The organism is Acidisarcina sp. (genome assembly GCA_035539175.1).
GTDB lineage: Bacteria > Acidobacteriota > Terriglobia > Terriglobales > Acidobacteriaceae > JANXZS01.
In genome coordinates this window covers 244,514-257,296 of record DATLIY010000007.1, presented here as the reverse complement: position 1 = coordinate 257,296, position 12,783 = coordinate 244,514, and the positions used below count along the sequence as shown (strand labels likewise).

Sequence of the window (12,783 nt, the reverse complement as noted above, 5' to 3'; positions counted from 1 at the left end):
TAGTCCCGCGAGCCTCTCTGCGGATTCATACTGCTTATTTCTAGAGAGTCGTTGTGGTTGTGGCTGGAACAACGTGCACGTAGACCGTGATGGTATGCACGCGGCTTCCACGATTGACGATGATGGTAATCGGCACGGTCTGGTTGACCGCGGTCGAAGCAGCGGCCAGCGTGAGCACGGGATTGCCGCTGATGAGTGTGTTGGTGGAGAAGGATGCGGTGACGCCGGATGGCAATCCCGCCACCGCGAGGTTCACCGTTCCGAACGAGAACGAGTTCACCCATAGCTGGATGGTGCCGCTGCCTGCCACCATCGTGTATGTATGGTTGTCAGCGTTCACCGAGAAGTCCGGGTAGGGGGTGCTGGGAACCGCGCAATTGGAGGTCTGGCTGTTGCTCGACCAGATGGATGCCATATCCTCCGCCGTGTTCAGTTGCCAGCCGGGGAGGTCTACCTGCTTGCCATTTACGATCGAGAATCTCTTGGCGGTGTTCGGATCAAACCAGTAGTTATTGTTGGATGCGAGGGTGGAGGTGAACTGGGTCCAGTCGGTTCCAGACAGGTATGTGGCAAACACAAACTGTCCTGCTCCAGCATCCTCGAAGGTATTGTTACTGAGCGTCGTGTTCTGGGTATAGAGAGTGTAGGTCTGACCGGTTTCCCAGTCGGTGATCACGCGGCCTCCGGGTTTGCCGGCAAGGAAGAACTGCCCTTGCCACTTGGCAGTTCCACCGTTGTTGTAGAAGGTATTTCCGGTCGCGGTGAGACTTGCCGTATTGATGACGTTCACTCCCAATCCGCCGGAGCACAGGGTGCTGTTGGCAAGGGAGATCGGTCCTTCACTGGCCTCAAGCTGAAGATTGCCGGCGAAGTTTTCCGCGAGCGTTGCGTTGTTGATGGTGATCTGCCGGTTATCCGTATCAAACCATAATCCCTGTGCCTGATTCCTATAGGCATGAATCTGATTGACGGTGGCTCCGTGCATGGCGAATAGCTTGGTTCCGCCCATGCCCCAGTTGTAAAAGGCTCCCATTGCGCCGCGCCAGTTGTTGTAGTCGCTCTCATCGAACTGATAGAGAGCATTCCGCGTCCGAAAGCCCAGGAACCCTGTGCCTCCGTTATAGTTTGCGACTGAATTCTGCACCGTGACGAAGTTGCTGGAGTTTATCGCCAGGCCACCCCAGTTATTCCAATTCGCCTGAACCTGGTCAAACAGAATATTGGTGCTGCTGCCGACGGTTGCACCGCCCTGCATAAGGCAGGAAGCGGCGTGGCGGAAGACCAATCCGCGAAAGACCATGTTGGTGCGCCCGGAGACGTTTAGAGTCTGGGGGCGAACTGCCGCTTCCACGACTGCTGTTGCCATGCTCGCAGTTGGCGAGGGCCAGAGGCTGATGAGATTGGCCGTCTCATCGATATAGAACGTTCCGGAGCGGATGAGCGAAGGATCCATGACCTGCGTCAACGCCTGCCCATTTACATAGACCATCTCTGTTCGCTGGATTACAGGCGCAAAGCCGGTTGGCCAGCCAGAGGGTATGGGACAGAAGCCGAAGCTGTAGTTCCAGGGGTGCGTATAGATGCTTGGATTGGCCGCTGATGGGGACCAGCCAGTGAGGATATCCGATCCTGCGATGACCGCTGTACCGGTCTGGGTGGCCTGGAATGTGATGGGTGCTGCTGTCTGCTTATAGGTTGGCTGGATGTTCAGGAGTTCCCGATACACGCCTGGATTTATAAAGACTTTGGTGCCAATGCCGTTGACATTATTTGTTTTCGCCTGGCTGGCGGCTTTTCCTATGGTGAGGAAGGGTAACGCCTGGGTTCCAGGGTTGAGGTCTGAGCCGGAGTTGGCATCGACATACAGATAGGTTGTCTGATTTTCAATCACGTTTGACTGAGCAAGCGCGCATACAGATAAAGCGGCCATTGCAACGAGCGCAATGAGGACCTTTGGGAACTTCATAGGTACCTCGAAAGGAGGAGCAAAAAATTGGATTTCGTAGTTCCATTGAACGACGTTTCGCCTCGCAACTCGATCCATCTGGAGTCGTAGTCGTGACTGTTACGTTTGTGCTATTGGCAGCCGCGCCGTTTGGGAATCAGGCAAGGCAGGCTCTTCCTGGCGGAAGGACGCAACATCGGCGGATGCCAGCTCTTCAGAGTGGCAGTAACGGGAACGAACCGGGTTTCGGTCCAGATCGGCGAGGGCGCTCTAGTGAGCGGTGTGTTTGTGGTGGGCGCGATAGACGTAATGGCCAATCAGCCATCCTGCCGCGCTGCCCAGCAATACATCTGTGGGGAAGTGCTGCTGGCCGAGCACGCGGGTCACGCTGACTCCGGTAGCCAGGGAATATACGCCGACCTGGCTCCAGATAGAGGGATACTCGGACGCGATGACGGCAGCGGAAGACCACGCCAAGAGGCTATGCGATGACGGCATGGAAGAATCTGCTCCGGAACTTGATTGAAAGAACAGACCACGCGCGTGGTCGTCGGATGGTCTTTCGCGCCAGAAGATGAACTTGAGTCCCTGCTCGACAACGACTCCATCGACCAGCGCTTCGGCGCCCAGGATGCCTGTCTCGCGAGCGTGCGGATTGTCCTTGAAATAGCCGAATCCATAGGTGGCTGCCGGTAGTGCGATAAGGCTTCCAATGAGCGCGTTGGATGCATCGATGTTGTGCTGGTTGAAGCCGGCATCGTGGCTGACTACTGAAGACATGACGTGATGATCCGTGGCGATGCCCGCGCCGGTTGCACCGGCAAAAGGCAGAAGCCATATGAGGTCATGAGGACGCATGCGGAGAGGACTGGTCCAGATAGCTGCCTGATCCTTGAGAATGTGGACGGGCGTGTTGCGAAGGGTGACTGCGTCGCGATCCTCTGTTGGACTGGCGGACGTGCTCTGAGGCCGAGTGGCCTGGGGCTGAGGCGCCTCCGGCAGTGAGGAAGAACTGACGGAAGAGCCTTCCTGCGGGGCTGAATCTGAGTTTGCATGCGCGCTGGAGGAAGGCAGGAAGAACAAGATCAGTGCGCAAGCTAGAAGCCCGCGCCGAGGCTGTGTTTTATGGAGCCGCGATGCTATGGGAGACAGAGGAAACATTAGGGAAGACTATTTGACCCGTGTTGGGGATGCAAGCGGTGAAGCATATGGGCGCCAGCGACAGCGACGAATTTTTAGAAACGAGCATGGTTTGGATGCTGCTGTGGCATACCAGGTTGTGGCGTACCAGGAGGAAGCCCGGAGAAGAGGCGCATCCCAATAGCGCAGAAGAGAACCAGCACGGCGAGTAGGAGGGCGCGTGGGTAGAAGCCGGGCGTGCGCAGCATCTCGACGATGAGGATGAGATTGGCCAGGGTGAGCAGCATGAGCGAAAGGCCCCGATGAAAGTGTTGCATGCCATATTTCAGGCTGGGAGTGCTCTTGTGTACGATTTCCCGGCCGGAGGAAGAGTCGGTGCAGGAGGGCTTGCAGTGGCATGCGTTGCAGGTGGCGGCGTGTGCACGGTAGGTTACAGACCCCTTGAACGGATCTGTAAAGACGGGGAAGAGGTGCTGGTTCTCGGGGCACTTCCAGATGTTGCGTTCGGGATGGTAGGTGAAGCCCATCGTGCTGGTCTGGAGTGATCGGCGATAGGCATAGCGGGAGGCCGCCTCAAGCAACAAGGCGGCCGCCAGCAGAAAGATCGCATACCCGAGGGCCAGAACGTATTCGATGGGTATGTTGCTCATCTTCAGTTCCGTTGACTTGGAGTGACTACTTCGGTAAAGAGTACGCCTTCCGGTTCCTTCAAGGCTGTTGGCTTGTTCATGTAGCGAATTCCCAGAAAAGTAAGGTAGAGAATTGGCAAAGTGCCGCCGACGATGAAGACAACGTCTCCGGGCATACGCATCCACTCCAATACAGAGTTGGCGTGGCTGCCGATGTAGGACAGGGTGCGGGCATCATAATAGCTGACGTTGATGGAGTGATAGAGCTGGAGCACACCAAGAGGGAAGAGGGTGGCGAAGACCATCCACGCGAGCCCGAGATTCAGCGACCAGAAGCTGATCTTCGCGGCGTTATCGGACCAATGTTTCTGCGGGATGATGTAACGCAGGCAGAAGAGCGCGAGACCTACGGAGAGCATTCCATAGACGCCCATCATGGATGCGTGCGCGTGATTCGCTGTGAGTGCGGTGCCGATTTCGTAGTAGGAGACTACGGGCAGGTTGATAAGGAAGCCGAAGATTCCGGCGCCGAGGAAGTTCCAGAAGCCGACGGCAGCGAGGAACATGACGGCCCAGTAGTGGGGGAAGGGAGTCGCTGAGTTGGACTCCTGAACGACGCCGAGTTGGAGGAAGCTCCAGGATTCCAGTGTGAGGAAGGTGAGAGGTATGACCTCCGCAGCGGAGAAGAAGGCGCCGAGGGCCATGTGGAGAGCGGGTTCGCCGGAGAAGTAGACATGGTGCATTGTGCCGACGATGCCGCCCGCTGAATAGAGAATGATGTCGAGATAGATCAACCGCAGCGCCATGCGCTCGTGCACGACTCCCAGAAGCACGAAGATGTAGGCGACGAGGATTGTGGTGAACAACTCGAGAAAATCTTCGACCCAGAGGTGAACTACCCAGAAGCGCCAGAAGTCGGTCGTTGTGAAGTGCTCCGCGGGATGGGCGAGGAGGCCGACACTATAGAACGCAGGGATGGAGAGCGCCGAGAAAAAGAAGAGCCAGGGCATGTTCCCCAGATGCTCTGAGGCGAGGCGTCCTCGCAGTCCGCGATAAAGAATGACAGCCCAGAAGAAAAGGCCAATGACCAGCAGGATCTGCCAGAGGCGTCCAAGGTCGAGCCACTCAAATCCCTGGTTTCCAATCCAGGCATTGCGGATGAACCCCTGGATGCCACCGAACTCGCCGACAAGGCTTCCCACGACAACGATGACCAGAGCACCGAGCAATCCATAGGCTAGAAAGTTTTGTCCGTTAGGTTCGCGTCCGACGATCATTGGTGCGAGAAAAATTCCCGCGGCCAGATAGGAGGTGGCGACCCAGAAGACAGAGAGTTGCAGATGCCAGGTTCGAACTACGTTGAATGGCAGCAGGCGGCCAAGATCAAAGCCGAAGAAGGTCTGCAGGTCGGCACGATAGTGCTCGGTTGCGCCGCCGAGAAGCGTCTGCACAACGAACAAGGCGGCCATGACGAAAAAGAACCAGACGCATACTTTTTGCGCAGGAGTGAGGAGGACATCATCTGGTGCGCGGAAGTTCATACTTTGCATCTCGCGCCCGTGCCATCCGAGAAAGTTCCAGCGGCCAAATGCAGCGAGGAGCAGGCCGGTGCCACCAAGCAGCGCGGCGAGTGAGAGCACGCTCCAGACGATAGAGTCCGCGGTGGCGTGATTATCGACGAGCGGCTCCGGCGGCCAGTTGTTGGTGTAGGAGTAAGAATGGCCGGGACGAGCTGTAGAACCAGACCAGGCTGTCCAACTGAAGAAGGCCACGAGTTGGCGAATCTCTTCCTGATTGCGAATAGCCCCGGGCCTGAGCCCGAAGCGGGTAGTTGGTTCTCCAAAGAAAGTGGAGTAGTAGGCGCGGCATTGCTCAAATGCGTATACCTGAGCTTCGGTATAGGTAAGTACGCCGGTGCCCGGGTCATAGCGGTTTGCCTTGAAGTCCTGGATGGTGCGGGTCTTCGCGGTGTCGGAGTTCGTTCCGCCATAGAAGGCGATGCTGGCGATAGCGGCGCGATGGAGATACTCAGCGGTGAAGTCGGGACCGAGGTACGCGCCATGGCCAAAGATCGAACCGTATTCCATAAGGCCGTTGCGCAGAAAGATGCTCTGGCCCGCCATGACATCCGCACGTGTAAAGAGGACACTGCCGTCTGGCGCTTTTACGACTTCAGGAATGGGGGGTTCATCGCTATAGGTGTAATAGGTAAGCACTCCCATGATGAAGAAGCCGATGATGAGAACGATGACGGCCGCTTGGATCCAGCCGCTGGAGATCATGAGGTCCCGCTTGCTGCGAGCAGGCATGTGTCGCTCCTCGGAGGCGTGGTGGTGGAACACGGATCAAGGTCATCCGGGGCGTCGATCATACAAAGATCGGAGACGTTTGCGCAAGAGAGACTTCGGAGGCCGGGTGTCAGGGGTGGGTGCGGCGGTTGGGAGCGCGAGCAACGCGCATATAGATCGAACTTCTCGATCGAACTTCGGGGGCACCGTTCGGCCGGGGATGCTTACGATCCCTGGGTAACTTCCGAATAGTACTTGAGGGTGACTTTTCTCCCGGTTGCGTCGAACTTCGGATCGCGAATGATCCCGACTTTATGGGCGACAAAGGCTGCCGTGGTGGTCACGACGCCCAGTCCGTATTTCATGCTGCGTTGGAAGTTGATCGAGGAGGCTTCCTCAAAGTACTTGGTTGGACAGGATATTTCGCCGATCCTGAAGCCGAACATCAGGGACTGAGCGATCATTTGATTGTCGAATACAAAGTCATCCGAATTTTCGAGCAGGGGAAGGGTTTGCAGCAGCTCGCGTGAGAAAGCGCGAAATCCGGTGTGGTATTCGGAGAGCTTTGCCCCTAGAAACAGATTTTGAAAGGCCGTCAGCAAGCGATTGGAGATGTACTTGTACAGCGGCATTCCGCCTGTGAGCGCGCCTCTGCCAAGGATTCGTGAAGCAAGGACCATGTCATAGACTCCACTGGCCACCATGCCTGCCATCGGCCCAACCAGGGATGGAGTGTACTGATAATCCGGATGAACCATCACGACTATATCCGCACCTGCCGCAAGAGCTTCGCGGTAACAGGTCTGCTGATTGCGACCATAGCCGTAGTTCGCGTCATGGACAAATGTCTGTACGCCAAGGCGCTCGGCAAGAAGCGCGGTCTTGTCTTCGCTGGAGTCGTCCACCAGTATCTTGATGTCGACGATGTCAGGCAGCTCTCCTACAGTTCTTTCGAGGGTTCTCTCGGCGTTGTAAGCCGGCATCACGACGGCTATGCGTTTTCCGTTGATCATGGTCTCCTCTTAACTGTTGCCTGCTTCCGAGGAACTCTTACGCGTTCAGCGCAGGGAAGCAGTCTCCTGTTCTGATACGGCATAGGGAGTTACTTCCACTGGCTCTTTATCAGGCTGCACGAGCCATACCTTGCGATCCTTGTAGTAGTGCATGAGTGCGAGATTGTTCGCGGGGTCCATCTCCCGCGACCAGACGACCTTGGAGTTATCGATGTCCGCAGCGTTGTAGACCCACTCATCGAATGGGAGGTGGCTTGGGGGATAGCGGACGATGACGAGCTGGCGTCCGGGTAGTTGCTCCAATCTGGCTTCAATCTGCGCTCGGCGCTCGCCGAAATCTCTCGATCCATACCAGTAGGAACTGGGGTTACTGGCTTGGGCAAGTGTGAGGTGAAGTGGCTGTGCGAAGGCACGAAGTCCGGTCAACACAATACATGTCATTACGATGAGCCGCACGATCTCAAGTCCAACTGGCTGCCCGGCGGGGCTCCAAAGGCGCAAGTGGCGCATCGCCTGCAGACCAAGCGCATAGAAGGCTGCTGTGAAGGGTGAGAGGTAATGGGGAATGAGCCATGTTTCTATCAGCATTCCCGCAGCCAATATGAATACGCACAGAACCAGAAAACGCGTCCGGCGATCCGCAAGAACTCGCTTGAGCATAAGTAAAGGTGGGAGCAGGACAATGCCGGCGAAGAAAAAAGTCGCCCTCATGAGTTTGTAGAGGGTCTCCGTGAGAAAGCCAGAGAGAGTGTGAATTCTCAGGTAACCGTCGAGTTCCCACCCTGCATAGAATTTGCGCATGACCGGATGTCTATAGACTGGTTCCGGATGTGGAGCTTGCCAGACAAAGTGAGGAGCCACAGCGTACGTAGCCCGGTTTATTTTATAGGGCTGGATGAGCGGGTCTCCGAAGGCACGATAGTCGTAGTAGGCCATCCACGCGCCGGCGGCGAGGATGAGCGCCAGCGGCGCCGCGGTGCAGCGACGAAATACAGCAGCAGTCGGCCTGTTCTCTCCGAAGAGCAGCCAGCGTCCTAAAACAAACGCTACGGGAAGACAAAGCAGCATGCCCTCATAAGGGCGGCTCATGGCGAGCATGATTATGCCGACGGTCATCAAGAGACTGAGACGCAGTCGTGGAGTTCGCATGAGTCGCGGAAATGATCCCAACACGAGCGCTCCACCAAGCGCTGCGACAGAGCCACCACCGGTATAGCTGTTGATCCAGTAGCTGAAGAGGCCCAGGCGCAGAATTGCGAGCATGCCTCCGAGAAGCGCCCAGGTTGGCGGCAACCATGCCTGCAGCATCCAGCAGATGGCAGCGCACATCAGGGAAGTTACGCCTAAGATGCCAAACCAGGGATGTCCCAGCAGCAATTTGCCCGCGGCCATCACGAGACCCTGCGCGGGAAAGTACATCGACATGTAGGTTGGTGTCATCGTGATATGGAAGCTTTCAAAATGCATCCACATCGCGGGAGTGGGATTGGTCAGCCTTCCGGATGCGAAGGTATCCGCTGCAAGCAGAAAGCTGAAGTCATCGTGGATGAATGGGTGGGGAATTGGATTCAGCGGAAGCAGCGCCAGACGCAGAAGGAGCGCTGTGATGCCGGTAGTTGCGACGGCCAGACCCTGTTTGCGCGCCAATCGCGTGAAGGCGCGCTCGATGCGCGAAAAGAACCCGGAGCCAAGCCTGGGGCAGCAGAACGCTACAGCGATCGCAATCGCAGTAAGGCCTCCTTCAATCAGTATCAGTGAAGCGCCGCGTTCTGGAGCAGGAGACAGGATCATAACGGAACGATTTGCATGGAGGTCTCCCTCATGCCGACTGCCGGTGATAGATTTGGTTGCTTCTCCGCTGCGGCAGGAGAGCACAAGAGAACCACGGATCCATTTCCATCAAGGCTTTGTGAAAGAGCGAAGGGAGAGTACGCGAGGGCTTCGACTTGCTCCATGTGCCTCTCCCCCAAAGAAGAAGAAACAAGTTGATTCGTGTGGTGCTGTCGTGATGATTAGCTGGTATAGGTATTCAGCTTGGTGCCGATATTCGTGAAGGCCGCATTGATGTCATTGGCTATTGTGCCCATGCCCGCAGTTGCGGCAAATGCAATCAGAGCAACTACCAGCGCATACTCGATCAGGTCCTGACCTTCTTCGCGCTTCAGCAGGTTCTGTAGTTCGCTATAGAGTTTCCACAGTTTGAATTGCAACTTAGTCCCTCCTGGTGAGTTGGTGCTCATGGCGAGCAACATGCCGGGGGCTTGTCTCTCTGCGTCCCCCAGCAGAAAAGTAACGCGTTGGTTGTGGACCCGCCGATCGGCAGCGATTAGCTGGTATAGGTATTCAGCTTGGTGCCGATATGGGTAAAGGCTGCGTTGATATCATTGGCCACAGTGCCCATACCGGCGGTTGCGGCAAATGCAATCAGAGCAACTACCAGCGCATACTCGATCAGGTCCTGACCTTCTTCGCTCAGCATCAGGCTCTGCATCCTGGCAGACAGTTTGATCAACTTATCGTTCATTGAGGTACTCTCCTGTGGTGGATTGTGATCCCAGCTGATAACTGGGCGTGCTATCTATATGGCATGTGAAGCACCACTTTTGTGTTATGGCGCTAACTATAGAAATCAATGACTTACAAGCTATCTCTGCACGGAATGTGTGAACATCCGTATACAGGGCGCACTCCACAGATGCGTCGCGTAGACATGCGATCCTCAATTCGGATTCTCCATGGAGGCAGGAGAGAATTCGAGAATGTCTCCGGGCTTTGTCTGCGTTCTGAGAACTTCGCCTGAGGCGAGCTCGAGGATGGAATGCGCGGAAAGGCACGCAGAAAGCCGCCACGGAGTCACATTGCTTCTGACTTTTTTTACCCGCTTGTGGCGATCGAGATAGACGAGGTCGATAGGGAAGCGCATTGCGAAGGTATGTACGGCTTCGCAGGGGACGATCCACAAACCCTCACCAGGGAAGAGACTCTCGCGCCCCAGCAGGCCCTTTCTACGCTTTGCGCCGCGATCGGCTACGACTACACAGCAGGCAAGTTCGGTGTGACGGGTGATATTGCAGATCCTCAGACGGAGATCGGGCTTCGCTTTGCGCGGCTGTGTCAGATGTTCCGGTAGCCATCGAGAGATTTGGCGAGTCACATTCATTGCGAGCATTCCTTCATCGGGGCAATGGAAGCTATCTATGCAATGGCAGAAGGCAGAGAAGAATTTCACAGCAAATTCCAAAGGTGCTCTCAAGAAATACAGCATTGCGAAACGGGATCAGGAAGTTCCTGATCCCGTTTGGAGTGCATCATGGGGTGGCTGTGGTCGGGGAGGATCGGGCTGCTCCTGCTCCGTAGGATCCAGATCCCATTCCGGCGCTATCTTCTGACAAGGGCTTCTCGGACTGTATGCTCTGGATCAACTGTTCGACGGGTATTGTGGGCGGTGGTGTGGGAATTGGCTTCGCACCGGTTATATTTGCACCGGGATTCGTCATGGGGATACCGGAGTTCGATTGCAGGAACGCATCGGGATACTTCAACTGAGGCAGCGACGCGCCAGCGGGTATGGGAGCCACGATCTCTGGTGTGACGAGGACAATCAGCTCGGTATTGGAGCGGGTCTTGGTCATCGACTGGAAGAGCTTGCCCAGCACCGGAATGTCTCCCAGGAAGGGAATCTTGTCGAGGTTTTTGGTCACACGGTTGTCGAGCAATCCGCCGATCGCAAAGCTCTGGCCTTCACTCAACTCCACATCCGTTTTGACCTTGCGGACCTCCAGCGCCGGAACCTGAAATCCCGAGATCGATACACCGTTGGCATAGTCCAGAGAACTGACTTCAGGTGCGACCTGGAGATGGATCGTGCCGCGTGGAGTGATGGTGGGAATGAAGCGCAAGCGAACGCCGAACTCCTGGAACTGAATGGTGACGGCTGCGGTGCTTCCGCCAGTGACCCCTTGAACGACGGGATACGGATACTGACCGCCGGCGAGGAAGCTTGCCTCTTTGCCATTCGCCGTCAGCAGGTTGGGCTCAGCCAGCATTTCCACGAGGCCCTTTGCTTCGAGGGCCTTGAGTGTGGCGCCAAGGTTCAGGTCGGGGCGGAAGACAAATATGTTGAGCAAGTTCGACAGGTTGGCTGTTGTCGCGGTTGTTGTCGACGTGCTCGAGCCGCCAGTAATCCCTGGCGGAGAAAACTGCTGCGTCGTGACGGAACCTATCGTGTTTGTTGCTCCCAGGCTGAAGACGTTAAGGCCAAGCTCTTTGGTCTGCGAGCGGTCCACACTGGCAAAGCGCACCTTCAGGAGAATCTGGGGCGCCGCAGGGGGAACATCGACGTAGAGCAGGTTCACCACCTTGCCAGCGGTAGATGCGATCTGCACGGCGCGATCGGAGCTGTTGAGATCCTTGACGGTGCCACGAAGAAAGATGAGGCCGTTTTCCGAACTGAGCTTGAGGGTTTGTCCTGGAAGCTCCGTCCGAAGCTGGCGACGGAGAGCATCCATGCGGTCATTTGCCACATAGGTGCTGGCGCTAACCTTCACATTGAAGAACTGGCGGCTGCCGCCTGCTTCCCAAATGATCAGGCTTGTTTCTCCGGGAACCTTGCCGTTCAGCAGGATCTCCGTTGGGCTGACAGCACTGGCTTCGGCGATGTCGCTGGAGCCGACGGAGACCCGCACGATCTTCCCGACACTGTCGACCAGCACGGATTTGCCAACCGCAACGAAGAGGTCGTTCGAGGAATCTTGAGTCGTGGCCGCGGCAGGTTGAGGAGGGTTGGCAGCTTGAGCCGAAAGGGCTGACTCTGCGGATGCTCCAAAGAACAATGCTCCGAAACAAGCGATGATAAGGCCAGTCTGCGCGCTCAATGTTTTTCCTCACCAGAGACGAATTTTTCTTCAGTCCGCTTCGATCCGTTGAAGACCTGGATCAGATAAACCTGAGAAGCAGGTTTTGAAGCACGATGACGCGGCTCCATGGATTGGGGCTTTGCAGGTGCGTCATGCTTGCCCGCGAAAAGGCTGGACATAGCGGTTCCAGTTGTCTGAGCCACCTGCGTATCGAGCGGATTGCGTAAGACGAGCTGGATCTTCGTCTGATTGCTGGCGAGGCTTAGTGACTCGGCCTGTTCTGGCGTCACGAGCAGGTTGACTACCTGCACCTGCTTGGGCTTGCCTTCCGCGTCCTTCTGAATATCTGTGCCCGCCGATAAGACTTCGATGTTCTGCAGCAGAGTCTTGACCTGCGTTCCTTCTGTAGCGCTGTTTGCTCCCGGAGGAGTGCCCGCAATCAGCACATCCACACGCATACCGGGAGTTGCAAATCCCGCGACTCCCACGACATCGTCTACTTTGACGGCGCAGGCTCGCATGCCCTGGCGAATGGTCGCTGCGAGTCCACCGCCGGAGCCGACGGCCGCCAGGCGGTTCTCCATGATCGGCTCGCCCTCATAGAGGTCGGAGACAACACCGCGGCCCACTGCGTTTTCCTTTTTGAGGATGGCGCCTTTGGGCGCAGAGCCAGCAATTTCCGTGGTCGTCAGGTCGCCATCGCGAAGGACGCTTCCGAGTTTGATGTCGGAAGCTGCGACGATCACGCGCGTGGTCCTTGATTGCGCAGCTAGAAGACGGGTGCCAATGACGCGGTACACCAGATAGCTGCAGCCAGCGGCAACAACGAAAGCGGTCAGGAGAATACTTAGCAGTCTTCGATTCATTGAGGGACCTGTTGGACCTGGCAATGCAGCCGGTCATGCCTTGTTG

The 12,783-nt window shown here is 56.5% G+C and carries 11 protein-coding genes; 1 reads left to right on the top strand and 10 read right to left on the bottom strand.

All coding sequences use genetic code 11. From position 1 onward, the window contains the following. Positions 1-40 precede the first annotated feature (40 nt). From VM554_03735 to VM554_03700, 8 genes are all read right to left on the bottom strand, one after another. Positions 41-1,966, bottom strand: coding sequence for a right-handed parallel beta-helix repeat-containing protein (locus VM554_03735; protein HVJ07468.1), 1,926 nt, complete (start codon positions 1,964-1,966; stop codon positions 41-43). Positions 1,967-2,215: 249 nt separating this feature from the next. Continuing rightward, positions 2,216-2,803: a phosphatase PAP2 family protein gene (locus tag VM554_03730; GenBank protein ID HVJ07467.1), complete on the bottom strand. Its 588-nt coding sequence runs from the start codon at positions 2,801-2,803 to the stop codon at positions 2,216-2,218. 377 nt (positions 2,804-3,180) lie between these two features. Next, on the bottom strand, positions 3,181-3,735 hold the full coding sequence (locus tag VM554_03725) for a hypothetical protein (protein HVJ07466.1): 555 nt from the start codon (positions 3,733-3,735) through the stop codon (positions 3,181-3,183). Positions 3,736-3,737: 2 nt separating this feature from the next. Next, entirely contained in the window at positions 3,738-6,023 is a 2,286-nt protein-coding gene (locus tag VM554_03720; protein ID HVJ07465.1) for a cbb3-type cytochrome c oxidase subunit I, read from the bottom strand. A gap of 203 nt (positions 6,024-6,226) precedes the next feature. Continuing rightward, positions 6,227-7,015: a glycosyltransferase family 2 protein gene (locus VM554_03715; GenBank protein HVJ07464.1), complete on the bottom strand. Its 789-nt coding sequence runs from the start codon at positions 7,013-7,015 to the stop codon at positions 6,227-6,229. Positions 7,016-7,060: 45 nt separating this feature from the next. Next, the gene (locus tag VM554_03710) at positions 7,061-8,806 is read right to left on the bottom strand and encodes a hypothetical protein (GenBank protein ID HVJ07463.1); all 1,746 of its coding nucleotides are present in this window, start codon (positions 8,804-8,806) and stop codon (positions 7,061-7,063) included. A 221-nt stretch (positions 8,807-9,027) separates the two neighbouring features. Then, positions 9,028-9,225 (bottom strand): Flp family type IVb pilin, encoded by a 198-nt coding sequence (locus tag VM554_03705; protein ID HVJ07462.1) that lies wholly within the window; start codon positions 9,223-9,225, stop codon positions 9,028-9,030. A 116-nt stretch (positions 9,226-9,341) separates the two neighbouring features. Then, a complete protein-coding gene (locus VM554_03700; protein ID HVJ07461.1) occupies positions 9,342-9,539 on the bottom strand; it encodes a hypothetical protein in 198 nt (65 codons plus the stop codon). Positions 9,540-9,833: 294 nt separating this feature from the next. Here VM554_03700 and VM554_03695 point away from each other — a divergent pair, with 294 nt between their 5' ends. Next, positions 9,834-10,145, top strand: a complete 312-nt coding sequence (locus VM554_03695) for a hypothetical protein (protein HVJ07460.1) — start codon at positions 9,834-9,836, stop codon at positions 10,143-10,145. 178 nt (positions 10,146-10,323) lie between these two features. Here the strand turns inward: VM554_03695 and VM554_03690 are convergent, their stop codons facing one another. Both VM554_03690 and cpaB read right to left on the bottom strand, forming a co-directional pair. Beyond that, a complete protein-coding gene (locus VM554_03690) occupies positions 10,324-11,889 on the bottom strand; it encodes a pilus assembly protein N-terminal domain-containing protein (GenBank protein HVJ07459.1) in 1,566 nt (521 codons plus the stop codon). Then, on the bottom strand, positions 11,886-12,737 hold the full coding sequence (gene cpaB, locus VM554_03685; GenBank protein HVJ07458.1) for a Flp pilus assembly protein CpaB: 852 nt from the start codon (positions 12,735-12,737) through the stop codon (positions 11,886-11,888). The genes VM554_03690 and cpaB overlap by 4 nt, the downstream gene beginning before the upstream one ends. Positions 12,738-12,783 lie beyond the last annotated feature (46 nt).